A 14,283-nucleotide genomic window follows, 5' to 3' on the forward strand; every position below is an offset into this window, starting at 1 on the left:
CGGCGGCCAGGGCGGCCGCGTGCAGGGCGGCGGCGGGGGCGCGGGGCCCGTCCACCTGGCTGGCAAGTTCGTGGAGTCGGTGGGCGGTGGTGGTGTCACCGAAGCGGGTGGCGGTGTGCAGACATAGCATTTCCACGGCGTGCTGCTCGTGCTCGGCGGCGTGTGCGGCACCTTGGTGTGCGAGCTCGATTGCTGGCGTGGTTGCTCCGCCTGCTGCGGCCACCCAGGCGCAGGCGAGGAGTTGTTCCGGTTTCCGGTATGCGAATGTCCTGCACAGTGAATCGACTTTGTGCATGCTTTCGGCGGCTGCCATGTGGTCCCCGAGCATCGCTCGTGCCTGGGTGAGAGTGATGTTCCAGACTGCCGGGATGTAGCCGACCTCGTCGGGGTAAGGGAAGGGCTGTTCCAGCAATTTCCTTGTTTCCGTGAGGCGTCCAGCGGCGAGGGTGGCCTGCCCCATGAGCATGCTGGACATTGACTGGACCCAGCCCGGAACATCGGCGACCTCCCGGCACAAGTCCGTGACGATCTTCTCGGCTTCGGCGATGTGGCCGGCGAGCCGCAAACCGCGGGCGTGGTAGTCGCCGGCCGGGAACCTGTAGGCCGACAGCCGGGAAGAGCTGGCGGTGAGGTCGCGTGCGCGGGCGGCGATGGGCGCCATCTGATCCGCCCTCCCGAGGTCACCCAATGCGACCACGAGAGCATTGAGCGCCCATGCCGTGCCGATATCGGTGACGTTTGGGGACCGCAATGCACGTTCTGCCGCATTCAGCGCATCGAGCGGGCGCCCTTCGTACGAGGCAACGCCGGCGTGGCCGGCGATCAGTGAGCCACGCATAGTCATTGGGACGCATTGTGTCGCTTCGTCGATCACCGACACGGCATCCGTCGGACGGTTCAGCACCAGCAGAAGAACGGTGCGAAGACACGCAATGTCAACGATCTGCTCGTCGGTGAGGTCTTCGGTGGAGATTTGCGCGAGCACTTCCTCGGCCTGTCCGGTGCGGCTGAGGTTCATGAGGGCGCTTGCGCGAAGGAACTGAGCGTCGCAGCCTCCCCCCGTCGATACGGCGGCGTCGGCGAGTCGTTCGGCGAGGTCGGCGTCGAACAGTGACAGCGCGCCGGCTGCCGCTGCCATGAACAGGGGTGGGTCGGATGGAAGGTCGGATTCGAGGGTGAGTACGGCCCGCCGTACGAGGTCACGGGTTCCCGAATCCGGTTCATCGGCTAGGGCTGCCGCGATCCGGGATCGAATGCACCGCAGCCGAAGTGGTGTTGCCTGGGCGCGTCGGGCCTCGCCGTAGAGCGGATGTGCCAGGTGGGCCTCGTGGCGCCCATGATGCTCGACGGTGATCAGTCCAGCCGTGTGCGCGGCTTCGACGGCGTCAGCGCCGGTGAGATCGGCCAGGACTTCTTCGGTGAGTGGTTCTCCGACAGCAAGGAAGTCGAGCACCGCTCCGACGGTGTCGGGGAGGCGGCCGATCTGGCTGTCGATCAGGTCGGCCAGCCCTGGAGATACGACCGGCTGCCCGGACCATATCCAGGCTCCTTGGCTGTGGCTGAGGCGACCGCTCCGGAGTTCCTGCTCGACCAGATGGCGCAGGTAGAGCGCGTTGCCGCGGGTCATATGCCATAACCTGAGGGCGGCGGTGGGCTCGAGCGCGCCGCCGAGGATTGTGGTGAGCAGGTGTCCGGTCTCTTCCTCGGAGAGTGGTTGCAGCTCGATGCGCTGCAGGTGTCGGTCCTTCCAGAGTGCAGTGACCGCATCGGGGGCGGATTCGCCGGTCCGGATTGTCACGACAACGGAGGCGAGCCGTCGCTGAACCAACTGAAGCAGTACGAACGCGGACAGGTCGTCGAGCAGGTGTGCGTCGTCGACACCGACCACGACCTTCGCACCGTTGGGTGCGATGGTGAGGTGATCGATGACCCCGCGGACGACGAGCATCGGGTCCTGGGCGATGTCGCCGGTCCATTCGGCGAACGCTCCGAGCGGAAGGGCGCGTGCGGAGGCGGTCGCACGTGCCCACCGCGACACCCAACGACCGGGACGAATGTCAGCGAGTGCCTCGTCGGCGAGGCGGGTCTTGCCCACACCGGGCGGCCCGGCGATCACGACCCCGCCGTAGCCGTCGGCTCCGGTCAGGGCAGTGTTGATCAGGCGCAGTTCCTCGCCGCGCCCGACCAATGGCCACATACTCGCGCTCGGCTCCATCCTGTTCAGCCTCCTACCCGTATCGCAGAAGGGAAGGCGATCGAGGGTGAGACCCGTTCACTTGCAACCATGTTGGTTCAGTCTCCCGTGAGGGTGCCGCCGAGATCATCGCGGCCCGTGGCGCCGGTTTTCAGGGAGGCGCGGTAGAGGTGTCCTTCGACGGTGCGGACAGACAGGGTCATTCTTTCGGCAATCTGCTTGTTTGATAGCCCTTGGGCGGCGAGGGTGATGACCTCGCGTTGCCGGCCGGTCAGCGGCGACGGCTGCTGCGCCTCGCGGAGGGCCGGTGTATCGGCGCCGTCGCAGGTATCTGCCAATCGCTGTGCGCGGGCGGCGGCGGTGAGGGCGGATCCGTTGCGGCCTGCGTGGCGGTAGGTGGTGGCGGCGTGCGCGGCGGCGTCCATGGCGGCCAGTAGGTCGCCCATGTCCTCGAACTGACGGGAGGCGTCGAGGAGGCCGACGGTGTCACCGGCGGCCAACGCGGCCGCGTGCAGGGCGGCGGCGGGGGCGCGGGGCCCGTCGACCTGGCCGGCAAGCTCGTGAAGGCGGCTGGCGGTGGTGGAGTCACCGAACCGGGTGGCGGTGTGCAGGCACATCACCTCCTGGGCGTATTGGCCATGCTCGGCTGCGCAGTGGGCGCCGCGGTGTGCGAGGGCGATGGCTTGGGTGGTGGCACCGGTGGCGGCGCAGACCCAGGCGTTGGTGAGAAGGTACTCAGGCCTCAGGTACGGGACGGAAGTCTGGGACCAGGTATCGAGTGCACGAAGGGTTTCCGCTGCGCTCGTGCCGTCTCCGGACATCGCTTGGGCCTGGGCGAGCGCGCAGTACCAAATCGTGGGGATGTAGCCGGTGGGGATTCCGACTGAGGTGAAGCGTTGTTCCAATCGTTTCCGTGCCGCACCCAGGTGCCCCGCCGCGAGTTCGGCTTGTCCCATAAGTATGGGTGGCCCCCAGCCTGGTGCATCGGCGGTCTCGTCGTAGATCCGTGTGGTGACGGCGGTGGCTTTGTGGACGTATCCGGCTAGCCGCAAGCCTCGGGTGTGGAACTCGCTGAAGGGAAGGCAAACTATCGCAATTCGCGGGGAGCGGGCCATGAGGTCGTCTGCGCGGGCGGCGATGGGCGCAATTTCTGATGTCCTTCCCATATCCCCCAAGGCGATCAGGAGGGCGCCTAGCGCCCACATCTGAGATAGCTCCGGCTGGTCCGGCGTTCGCAGCGCGGACTGTGCGGCTTCGACCGCGTCGAGGGGGCGGCCCTTGTACGCGTGAATGATGGCGTGACCTGCGGCCAGCGCACCGTGCACTCGCGGTGCCGTCACTTCACGCGCTTCCAGGAGCACGGATTCGGCTTTTTCTGGACGATTGAGTATCCAGAGCAGATTCCCAAGCCGAAGGTATGCGACGTCCACGAGCTGCTCGTCGGTGAGGGGCTGTTCGAGCAGGTGTGTGAGGACCTGTTCGCATTTCTCGCCGTGGTTGAGCATGGTCAGCGCTACCGTCAGAGTGAGGTGGGCGTCGTAGCCCGCACCGTTCGCGATTGCAGCCCTGCAGAGGCGTGCCGCGAGTTCGACGTCGAACAACGATAGTGATGCAGTTGCGGCGTCCGTGAGGAGGCCGGGATCGGCGGTGAGGCCGGATTCGAGGGTCAGGACGGCGCGCCGTATGAGGTCTCGGACGTTGGAATCTTTCATTGCGCCAAGGGCTTCGGCGATGTCGGCTTGGAGCCGCCGCAGTCGTAGGGGTGTGGCGTGGGCGCGGCGGGCTTCGCCGTAGAGTGGGTGCGCTAATCGCATCGGGTGGCGGCCGCCCCGGTCAACGGTGATCAGTCCGATGGAATGGGCTTGCTCGACGGCGTCGGGGTCGGTGAGGTCGGCCACCGTCTGTTCGGCGAGGGGTTCGCCGACGGCGAGGACGTCGAGGACGGCGCCGACCGCGGGTGGAAGGCTGTCGAGTTGTGCGCCGATGAGATCTGCTAGTCCCGGCGAGACGGCGGGGGGACCATCCCACACCCATACGCCGGCGCTGAGTCCGGGCGCTTGCGGGCTGGGGGCGAGTCGTCCACTGGCGAGTTCCTGTTCGACCAGATGGCGCAGGTACAGCGCGTTGCCGCGGGTGGTGTTCCATAATCGGAGGATGGCTGTGGGGTCGAGCGGGCCGCCGAGGACCGCGGTGACGAGTTCGCCGGTTTCTTCCTCGGAGAGTGGTTGGAGTTCGATGCGCTGGAGGTGACCGTCCTTCCAGAGTGCGCTGATTGCATCGGGGACCGGTTCGCCGGTGCGGACGGTGACCACGACGGGGGCGAGTTGCCGCTGGACGAGTTGGAGCATTACAAACGCTGACAGGTCGTCGAGTAGGTGTGCGTCATCGACACCGATCACTGTCTTTGCCCCTGAGGAAGAGGTGGAGAGGTGATCGATGACGCCGCGGACAACGGACATTGTGTCCGCAGTGCCGCCGTGGGTCCATTCGGTGAATGCTCCGAGCGGGAGTGCCCGGGCGGAGGTGGTCGCTCGTGCCCATCGCGACACCCATCGCCCGGGATGGACTTGTGTGATTGCTTTTCGGGCGAGGCGGCTCTTGCCCACACCGGCGGCGCCGGCGATCACGATTCCGCGATAACCGTCGGCTCCGGTCACGGCGGCATTGACCAGGCTGAGTTCCTCTTCCCTCCCGACCAATGGCCAGGTATTTGCACTCGGTTTCATCTCGCCCAGCCTCCGGATTGAGATACAGAAATAGGCTCGATGGGGTGTGATGCGCGTTGGCCCGCAGTCATATTGATTCATCGCCCCGTGACTGTGCCGCCGAGGTCGTCACGTCCGGCGAGACCGGTTTTGAGGGAGGCGCGGTAGAGGTGTCCTTCGACGGTGCGGACGGACAGCATCATTTTCTCGGCGATCTGCTTGTTCGATAGACCTTGGGCGGCGAGGGTGATGATTTCGCGTTGCCGGGCGGTCAGCGGCGTCGGCTGTTTGGCCGCGCGGAGGGCCGGTGTATCGGCGCCGACACAGGTGTCGGCCAATCGCTGGGCGCGGGCGGCGGCGGTGAGGGCGGATCCGTTGCGCTTGTGATGGCGGTAGGTGGTGGCGGCGTGCGCGGCGGCGTCCATGGCGGCTAGCAGGTCGCCCATGTCCTCGAACTGGCGGGAGGCCTCAAGGAGCCCGTCGGCATCACCGGCGGCCAGAGCGGTGGCATGTTGGGCTGCGGCGGGGGCGCGGGGCCCGTCCACCTGCCCGGCAAGCTCCTGAAGCCGGGGGCTGGTGGCGGTGTCGCCGAAGCGGGTGGCGGTGTGCAGGCACACCCCTTCTAGGGCGTGCTGGTTGCGTTCGGCGGCGCGTTCAGCGCCCCTCCGGGCGAGCGCAATGGCCTCGGTCGTCGCTCCGCCTGCTGCCGCCACCCAGGCCCGGGTGACGAGCATTTCCGGCTCCAGGTACCCGAATCCGTTGGTGTGCAGGGAGTCAACGAGTCGGAGCGTGTTGGTTGCCGTTTCGTGGTCTCCTGCCATCGCTTGTGCTCGGATGAGGGCACATGCCCAGACGCGAATGATGTAGCTGGTGGTTTCGGCCGGGTAGGTGAAGGGCTGCTCAAGCCATCTGCGTGCGTCGGTGAGGCGTCCGGCCGCCAGCGCGGCCTGACCCATCAGCAGAGTGGACAGCGGCTGCACCCATCCGGGTGCGTCAGAGACTTGTCGGGATACGCGTGCGGCGATTTCACCGGCTTCGCGCACGTAGCCGGCTGTGACGAGGCTTCGTGTGTGCAGTTCGCACACGGTGAACCCGGGGAGCGAGGCGTGTGAGGCAGCGGCGATCAGGTCGTAGGTGCGGGCGGCGATGGGGGCGATGCCCTCGGCCCGCCCGACGTCGCCGTACGCAAGAATCAGCGATCCCAGCGCCCAGATGGAAGCGGTATCCACCAGGCCGGAAGACCGCAGCGCATGTTCGGCGGCGCTCACCGCGTTCAGGGGGTCGCCCTCATAGGCGTGGACGAGTGCGCAGCCGGCAGTTAGCGAGCTGTGCAGCTCCGGCGGGGCCGCCGTCATCGCGTCCGACAGCACCGCGGCGGCGGCGGCTGGACGATTGAGCAGCAAGAGCAGGTTCATCGCGCGGAGCAACGCCACCTCGACCGCTTCTCTATCGCTGGCGAGAATCCGCGAGAGCATCTCTTCGGCCTCGCTGCCGCGGCTGAGGACGACGAGCGCGATGGCGCGGGTGAGGTATGCGCGGTATCCGCCCCCGGTCGAGGTCGCGGCGTGTGCGAGCCGTTCGGCGAGGTCGGCGTCGAGTAGTGACAGCGCCGCATCTGCCGCGTCGGTGAACAGGTCGGGATTGGGATCCAGGTCGGAGTCCACGGTCAGGACGGCGCGGCGCACGAGATCGCGGGGCCCCGCCTCCCGGCCAAAAGTAAGGATGGTGGCGAGTTGGGAGCGCAGCCTCCGCAGTCGCAGAGGTGTGGACTGGGCGCGGCGGGCCTCCCCATAGAGCGGATGTGTTAGTCGCACCGGATGGCGTTCGCCCGAGTCGATGGTGATCAGCCCCTTGGAGTGCGCCGTCTCGATGGCGTCCGGTCCGGTGAGGTCTGCCAGGATCTGTGCGAGCAGTGGTTCCCCCACCGCGAGGTAGTCCAGGACCGCGCCGACCGTGTCGGGCAGGGCACCGATCTGGGTGTCGATCAGGTCGGCCAGCCCGGGCGAGACGACCGGCTGTCCGGTCCACTCCCACACCCCTTGGTGCTCGGTGAGCCGGTTACTCGCGAGTTCCTGCTCGAGCAAATGACGGAGGTAGAGAACGTTGCCGCGGGTGAACGTCCACAGCCCGCGTGCTGTGTTGGGCTCGAGCAGGCCGCCGAGGACTGCGGTGATGAGATGCCCCGTCTCCTTCTCGGAGAGGAGTTGCAGCTCGACGCGTTGCAGTAGCCCGTCCTTCCACAAGGCCGTGACCGCGTCCGGTGCGGATTCCCCCGTTCGCAGGGTGATCACGACGGAGGCGAGTCGCCGCTGGACCAGTTGGTGGACGACGAACGCTGACAGGTCGTCGAGCAGGTGTGCGTCGTCAACCCCGATCACGACCTTGGTTCCTGTTGGCGCATTGGTGAGATGGTCGATGACACCACGGACTACCAGTAGTGGGTCGCTGGCGATGTCGCCGGCCCATTCGGCGAATGCTCCGAGTGGGAGTGCCCGTGCGGAGGCGGTCGCACGTGCCCATCGCGGCACCCATCGTCCATGACCGAGGTGGGTGATTGATTCGTGGGCGAGTCGGCTCTTGCCCACCCCGGGCGGTCCGGCGATCACGACCCCGCCGTAATCGTCGGCTCCGGTCACGGCGCTATTGATCAGGCGTAGCTCCTCCTCACGCCCGACCAATGGCCAGACACTCGCCATGACCCCATCGTATGCACCGACCGACCGGAAAATCGACCACTTGGTCCGATAACGATCCCCGCGATTCCGACGACGGCGCGCCGGTCAGGGGCGTTCGTGGTTAGCCGATCGCCGCCATCGCGTCGATCGGCAGCACGACGGCATCTCCAGGACCGACGAGCGTGCAATAGCTCCCGCCCTCGGCGTCTGCTCAGGCGGACGTTGGCAGGTCGAGATGTGGGCGTGTTCGTCCGCTGTCGGATACTCGATTGGCCCACAGCACGCGGGCGAGTGTTGCCGGGCCCATGAGCGAGGTGGGGCGGTCGAGGAGGCTGATGACCCGCAGGAATGCGGTTCCAACTCGGGGGTCGGTCGCGGCTGCACGGTGGATGCGGGCGACGTAGGCATTGGTCGCGCGTGCTCGTCGTGTTTTGTTGCCTTCGATGAAGGGCATGCGGAGGTCACTGTTGCAAGTCATTTCCCAGGCGTGGTCGAGGATCGGTCGGGCTGCGCGCAAGAACCGGTCGGTCACTCGTCCTCCACCGGCCTGGAGGGTTTGCCGCAGGATCAGTGCCTCGAGGGCGGCGACGCTCATTCCTTGTCCGTAGATGGGGTTGAAGCTGCAGATGGTGTCACCGAAAGGAATGTATCCGCTGGGTAGTTGGGCGGGATCGAAGTGCCGGCGCACCGTGGTGGGTACACGGTAGCGGACGCCGTCGTCGATCGGTTCGGCTGTCGAGATCAGGTCACCGAGATCGGGTGCGGGACAGGATGCGGCAAACTCGGCGAATCCCGCAGCATCCAAGGGTGGTTCGTCGTCGCCGTATCCGGCGAGAGTGATGATCCAGGTGTCATTTTCCTGCGCCAGCGCCAATCCTCCGCGCGGAAGTGTGGGGATGCTGCCGACACCGATGCCGAGGTCGCCGTCGATTTGTGTTGGTTCGCGCCGGTAGCGGCGGGTGGCATATGCGAGGTGGATGGACAGTTTCTCTTCCTCCGGCCGAGGGTAGCCAAGCGGTTCGAGCCATCCCTGACTCTGCGAGCTGCGGCCCGATGCGTCCACGATCAGATCCGCATCGAGGGCGTCGTCGGCGATCCGGTGGGATCTGCGCCTCAGGGCGAGTCCGGTGACGGCACGACGTTGGGGGTCGGTGATGATGCCGATGGCGGTGCAGTGGCCGATCACTTCTACGTTGGACAGGGCACACACCAGGTTGCGCAGGTGCCATTCGATCAGGGGGCGGCTGGCGAGCAGCAGGTGGACTCCCGAAATGCCTTTGGCCCATCGGTGTCCGTCGAAGACCCACCGGAAGTCTGACTGGCCGTCGCCCGTCGGAGCACCGAGGCCGAGGACGTCATTGGTAAATCCGGGGAACAGTTCCTCAATGGCGGCTCTGCCACGTGCGGTCAAGGCGTGGGCGTGACGAGCCTGCGGCACACAGCGCCTCGCGATGGGGGTATCGGGCAACCCGTCGCGTTCGACGACGGTCACCCGGTCGAAGAACTCGCTGAGCACCCGTGCGGCGAGGAGGCCGCCGATGCCGGCGCCGATCACCACTGCGTGCGAGTTCGGTGTTGTGTTCATGTCAATCATCTGCCTTCAAAGTGCTGATCATCAGCGGGTTCCGGAGGGAACCGGCTCCGTGTGTGTCTTGCGGGCCTGATGTTGACGACTGACACATCCGATGTGTTCGGTTCCAAGTCGGTTGCGGAGGCCAGTTGCGTCTCGGGGAGCCGGCGAAGTGGCAATAGGGCACCTGCCTCTTTGCCGAGTTAGCACATGGGTCGCCTGGAACACCGGCGCGCGAGCCGTAGGCCTAGGAAGTGGGGCTGGAGGTCGCAGCAACGCCTGTCTCCGGGAGGGAGCTGCAGTGTGGCCCCTGATCGAAGCGAGCAGCCCGCCGGGCGACGAGGTGGTGCATCGCCCGGCGTCCCTCGCTGTTCGCCGTGCGCCGGCTGCGGACCGTGTCGAACTGATTCGATCCGCTTTCGCTACCGAAGGCCGATCATCGCGCATTAGCTGTGCGCGATGACCGGCGTAGTGTCCGTGTTGCTGGCGCGATCGCGGACATGTTGCGGTGCGGTGATCGGTCCCGTGCATCGGCGGTGGAACTCGGCGTGTTGCTCCGGGCCTCGTCAGCTCAGCATGAAGGTGCCGTTGACGTTGCATTGTGGGACGTCCGGCCGCCAGTACGACCCGCTGAGTGTGCCGATACCGATGCCGTTGGTGGGTATCAAGATCCCATTCAGCTCCTTCTTTGCTGGCATGTCACCGCCGAGGCTTCCGGTGCCGACGGAGCGGACGTGTACGCCCGTCGGCTCGATGCCAGCAGTCGTATCCGGGATGAAGACACCGTCTTTCACGGCGTACGGTAACCCGGCATTGTTGGGGGCGCACGAATTGGTCGTCGGACCAAGAGGTGTCGCGGCGGTCGCGGTTCCTGCGGTGATCAGACCGACCGCTGCGATGGCTGCGGTTGCCGAGGCGACGGCCGCGAAAACTTTCTTGTTCATGATTTTTCTCCTTGTCGGTTGAGGTTCGATGGAACCCCGGGGTGTTGTCGTTCTTGCGGTTGGTGTCGTGAGAGTGGTGGTGTTCGGTTCGAGGTGAGCGGGCGTGTGTGGGCCGCTGATGTGGTGGCCCTGTGGGCTGTGTGTGGGTGCGCGTTACCTCCTTCTTGTGGCGGGTGAGGTGTTGGTCGGGGTGGTCTAGGCGGCGGCGGTCGGGCCGGCGGGTGCGGCGATGTGGAGGATCGCCCTGATTCGTGATGTGGGCGGGGTCGTTGGTGTCCAGAGCAGTCGAGTGCGGTGGCGATATTTCGTGCCCGAGGGAGAGGGCGCGTAGGGATCGTCGGCGTGGGCGACGCCTTGCGGGGGTGATGTACTGGTGGCGTGGGATCGAGGGTGGCGGTCAGCCAATGGGTGAGGGAACTGGTTCCATGCGGTTCGCCCGGACTGACATGTCCTTTGGTCGGATTCCGAGGTCCCAGTGCTGCCCGTCGACCCGAGGGTGTGGGGTGAGAACGGATAGCACTGGGATCGATCTCGTGTTTACCCGGCAGCAGCTCCGGGGGCGAGAGGTTGGAGTCCTTGAGGGCCGACGCACCAACCGCTGACTGGTCCCGGCTGCCAGTCGGCGACCGCCGGGTTGATCACCACGTGGCTGTCCACCTTCAGGCCGGTCCCGTTCTCGGTCCCGGTGGTCGCGCCCTGGCGGATGGTGCAGGTCCAGTTCTCTCCCGGGCCGGCGATCGCGTCGCTACCGAGCAGAACCCCGACCCTGCTGGGTTCCGGATCCGGGATGGCGGTGGGTCTGGCGGTGGCGGTGCCGGCCCCGATCCCGACAATCACGGTTGCGATGGCGGCGGTCGTGATCGCGGTGCGGAGCGTGTTCTTGTTCATTGGTCGGTGCTTTCCGTTATTGGGCTGACGGTGCGCTGAGGGACGTTCGAACTTCCGAGAGAGTCCGTAAGTATCTGCAGTAGAGATGATTCGGGTGTGATATCCCCCCCTCCTCCCACCCCCCTCCCTCTGGTGTGGTGTGGTGTGGATGAGTGGCGGGGTTGGTTCAGGTGGCGGAGAGCGTGGTGTCGACTTGGTGTAGTGCGGTGTGGATTCGTGACGAATGTTGTCGGGTCCCGGTGGTGGTGCGTGTTCGCCAAAGGTGTCGTGAGTGGTGGCGGTAGCTGAGAGTGACTACGTGGTGGGTGAGGGATCGATGATGTGGGTGGAGGAGGCGCGTGGTGACCGTGCGGCGTTCGGGGTCGAGTGTGTCGTTGAGCCAGTAGGTTTCCCGGGCGAGCTCGGCCGGGCGAGTGGTGTGGAGTAGGTGGTGCTGGAGCCAGGTGTTCCATTCGGTGTCGGTGATGGTCGTGGCGAGGATGGGGGTGAGTTCGGTTTCTTCGCGGTCGAGTTGGGGGAGCAGGATGGTGCACAGTCGTTCGAGTGCGCCGCGGAGGTCATCGCGCACGCGAGGCGTGTCGGAGTTCCGGTAGACGCGGACGGCGGTTGTGACGGTTCCGGTGGCGTGGTGGATGCGGGCATGGCCGGTGGTCAGCTGGTGGAGCATCGGGGCCGAGGTCGGGGCCCGCCGGCGGGCGAGCGGCCACAGGCACTCCTCTTCGGTGGTGTAGTGGCGTTCGAGGAAGGCCAGGGTCCAGGTCAGGTGGTCGGCGAGTGCGGCGCGGCGGCGGGCGCCGAGCGGGGCCCGGATGCTGAGGGTGTCGAAGGTGCGGCCGAGGTCGCGGCGAAGGGCGTCGTGGATGATGCCGATCAGTTGGGTGTCGACGGGGTGAGCCGTGGTGGTGGTCATGGCGAGTGCTCCTGGGCTGCGGTGCCGTACTGGGTGACGCTTCGTGTTGGGTACAAGAAGAAGCCTGCGCGCCGGCACGCGCATGGCCAGGAGTAGTCGAGTACTCCACCTGAGCGGTGGATGGTCCCGCAGGTACTCCACCCGTGACGGGCTACGCGCGGTGACGTGGGGTTGGAGCACGAGGATGTGTTCGACTGAAGTCCGGTACTTCCAATATGCCCGGAGGACATGGGCGCGCTGTGCCCTGCCCCGAGCCGCTGGCGTCCTCTGTCGGCACTTCAGGTGGTGGTCGGCATAACCGATCCGCAGACGATCTACCGTGAGAACGCGCGGGACCTGGAAGAAATGCTGCTGAGAGTGAGGGCGGAGGTCGAGAATTGGCCGGACGCGAGACATGGTCTGCGGACCGAAGACGCCTCGCTGACCGAGTCGGATGCGCTGGCGGCGGTTGTTGCAGCCCAGATCCGCGATGCGCGGTCCGTGCTCGCCCATGTCGATGCCGCGCTGCAGTAGGTGTGGGCAGCCGCGAAGCGGCTGCATGTTCGATGATGCCCGTGTCTCTGACTTGCATTTCCGCTGGTTGAGATCCGGGCGGCCGTTTACCTGAGGAGATCTGCTCTGCGGGTGTTCGAGGTGATCGTGTGGTTGGACGGAATAGTCACGAGGTCGTAAGCTTCATGGCTTGTTCGGTGGTTGTTGTTCGGCGGGGCCTTCTAGGCCGAAGGCGTTGCCCCACGGATCGAGCATCTGACAGATGGTTCGTCTGGGTGCGATCGTCAATGGCCCGCGGTGGAGGGTGGCACCCGCTCTGTGCAGGGTTTCGATGTCTGCGCTGATGTTCTCGGATGCCCAGTAGATCACTGTGCTCCTGCCCCAAGGGTTCTTCGCCGCGTCGGCGGCGTGAAAGACCGCCTCGAAGCTTCCATCGGAGAGGAGAACGCTGTCCCCTCCGGGAATTTGTTCGATGGCACCAAGATTGAGCCACTGGGAGTACCAGTTGGCTACGTCCCAGGGCTGTTTGACGAACATCATGATCGACGGCACTCGGCGGCCCATGGCGTTCCCCTTTGCTCGGGTGTGAAGCCTATCGTCGGCTCTCGTTTCGACTGCTGGTAGACCATCGGGTTCGGGGCCGGTGATCGGATCGGTTCACCGCGGATGGTCTGGTGGTTGTGTCGTTTCTGTCGACATTCGGCCGTCGGTCCCCAGGGTTGTTTGAGGGCGTCGGTGATGCGGTTGTGGACCGGAGGTTTCGAGGTTCTGGCCGGCGGCACCGGCGGTGTGGGCGCGGGTGTATTCGTCGTTGCTGAGCCGGATGGGGATGCGGTGGGCGGGGCCTGGGGTGGGCCTGTGGGCGAGTTCGTGTCTGAGGTGCTCTCGCATTTCGCTGATGGGCAGGGATGCAAGGTCGGTGAGGATGTGAGCGCCGGTGGAGGTGGGGTCGTCGAGCGGGGCCAGGAGGAGGTGGTCGGTGCCGATCTCTTCGTGCCCGCACAGGGCGGTCTGGCGGAGGCTGCCCTCGAGGACCTTCTTCGTCTTCGCCGGTGATTGGGATGTGCCCGGCGTCCGGGGCGGAGTCCGTCGGTGCGCTGACGCCCTGGAGCTTGCTGTCGAGTGCCGGGGCGGTGACGCCCCATGAGGTCAGTGCTGCCGTTCCGGGGCCGCCGGCGTCGAAGATCCCGACCAGTAGGTGTTCGGTGCCGACTCCAGTTCTGGTGGTGGGTGCGGGCGGCGCCGGCGGCGAGGACGACCACTTGGCGGGCTTGATCGGAGAATCTCTCGAACACGATGACGCGCTCCCGCCCCAAGGCGTCGCCGCGAGCGACGCGAACTACTGCTGAATTCCCTGCTGCCCATTCTGGGTGGTGTGTAGGTGGTTATGGGTGGGATCGATGCGACCTCGGCAGCCTTGGGCGTAATAGTGCTGTGACCTGGAGTGATGGCACGCCCCCGGTTTGTGATGTGGGGTGTCGGCGACCTGTCGGGTGAGTGCCGGCGCCGGGGTGTCGGCGGGCGCGCGGGTGTCTGCTGCGTCCGGTTTGAGTCGTTTTTGAAAGACGTTGATTTGCAACATGTTTCGGTAATTAGTTGGTGAGTAGGTCTTTACGTGTTTTGTGCACAAACCTCAGCTTGTAAGGTTCAGAAGTTGTTGTTGATCAACAGATTTGGACGATTTGAGGTTTTCGATGTTTTGGGTTGTGCGGGGGTGGGTGGTATGCTGTGGGTATGACATGGAGCGGCACAGGAAGGCGAGTGGGCGGCGGGTCGGGCGCACCACCCCATCTCCCCAGCCTCGTTCGGCTGTGGGGGACCGGATCAAAACGTGCCGATGAAAAGCTTTGGTGAGAGCCTAATCTCGGAAACTCAGAGGAGCGAAGCGACTCGATCGTCGGCAAC

The 14,283-nt window shown here is 65.8% G+C and carries 11 protein-coding genes; 3 read left to right on the top strand and 8 right to left on the bottom strand.

Going from position 1 to position 14,283, the window contains the following annotated elements; genetic code table 11:
• The 7 genes from RJ1_RS42850 to RJ1_RS47110 form a co-directional block, all read right to left on the bottom strand.
• Positions 1 to 2,215: AAA family ATPase (locus tag RJ1_RS42850; RefSeq protein ID WP_143169599.1), on the bottom strand; the 2,215-nt coding region annotated here is incomplete at its 3' end.
• Positions 2,216 to 2,292: 77 nt separating this feature from the next.
• Entirely contained in the window at positions 2,293 to 4,920 is a 2,628-nt protein-coding gene (locus RJ1_RS42855; protein WP_073370371.1) for a LuxR C-terminal-related transcriptional regulator, read from the bottom strand.
• A gap of 77 nt (positions 4,921 to 4,997) precedes the next feature.
• Complete coding sequence (locus RJ1_RS42860) at positions 4,998 to 7,595, bottom strand: helix-turn-helix transcriptional regulator (protein WP_073370374.1); 2,598 nt, start codon at positions 7,593 to 7,595, stop codon at positions 4,998 to 5,000.
• A gap of 190 nt (positions 7,596 to 7,785) precedes the next feature.
• Positions 7,786 to 9,159, bottom strand: a complete 1,374-nt coding sequence (locus RJ1_RS42865; protein WP_073370389.1) for an FAD-dependent oxidoreductase — start codon at positions 9,157 to 9,159, stop codon at positions 7,786 to 7,788.
• 551 nt (positions 9,160 to 9,710) lie between these two features.
• The gene (locus RJ1_RS42870; protein WP_073370376.1) at positions 9,711 to 10,088 is read right to left on the bottom strand and encodes a hypothetical protein; all 378 of its coding nucleotides are present in this window, start codon (positions 10,086 to 10,088) and stop codon (positions 9,711 to 9,713) included.
• A 537-nt stretch (positions 10,089 to 10,625) separates the two neighbouring features.
• Positions 10,626 to 10,976 carry a hypothetical protein gene (locus RJ1_RS42875; protein WP_073370379.1) on the bottom strand — a complete coding sequence of 117 codons (351 nt, stop codon included), beginning with the start codon at positions 10,974 to 10,976 and terminating at the stop codon, positions 10,626 to 10,628.
• A 166-nt stretch (positions 10,977 to 11,142) separates the two neighbouring features.
• Complete coding sequence (locus RJ1_RS47110; protein WP_073370381.1) at positions 11,143 to 11,886, bottom strand: hemerythrin domain-containing protein; 744 nt, start codon at positions 11,884 to 11,886, stop codon at positions 11,143 to 11,145.
• 228 nt (positions 11,887 to 12,114) lie between these two features.
• On the opposite strand from RJ1_RS47110, the gene RJ1_RS47115 reads away from it, so the two are divergent.
• Positions 12,115 to 12,399, top strand: coding sequence for a hypothetical protein (locus RJ1_RS47115; RefSeq protein WP_162850270.1), 285 nt, complete (start codon positions 12,115 to 12,117; stop codon positions 12,397 to 12,399).
• Between the two features lie 162 nt (positions 12,400 to 12,561).
• Here the strand turns inward: RJ1_RS47115 and RJ1_RS42890 are convergent, their stop codons facing one another.
• Positions 12,562 to 12,942, bottom strand: coding sequence for a VOC family protein (locus tag RJ1_RS42890; protein ID WP_073370387.1), 381 nt, complete (start codon positions 12,940 to 12,942; stop codon positions 12,562 to 12,564).
• A gap of 174 nt (positions 12,943 to 13,116) precedes the next feature.
• On the opposite strand from RJ1_RS42890, the gene RJ1_RS49525 reads away from it, so the two are divergent.
• Together RJ1_RS49525 and RJ1_RS48560 are read left to right on the top strand one after the other, a co-directional pair.
• Complete coding sequence (locus RJ1_RS49525; RefSeq protein WP_255284964.1) at positions 13,117 to 13,434, top strand: hypothetical protein; 318 nt, start codon at positions 13,117 to 13,119, stop codon at positions 13,432 to 13,434.
• Positions 13,435 to 13,583: 149 nt separating this feature from the next.
• Positions 13,584 to 13,727: a hypothetical protein gene (locus RJ1_RS48560; RefSeq protein ID WP_240319598.1), complete on the top strand. Its 144-nt coding sequence runs from the start codon at positions 13,584 to 13,586 to the stop codon at positions 13,725 to 13,727.
• Positions 13,728 to 14,283 lie beyond the last annotated feature (556 nt).

The sequence above is a fragment of the Rhodococcus jostii NBRC 16295 genome (assembly GCF_001894825.1).
Taxonomy (GTDB): Bacteria; Actinomycetota; Actinomycetes; order Mycobacteriales; family Mycobacteriaceae; genus Rhodococcus_F; species Rhodococcus_F jostii.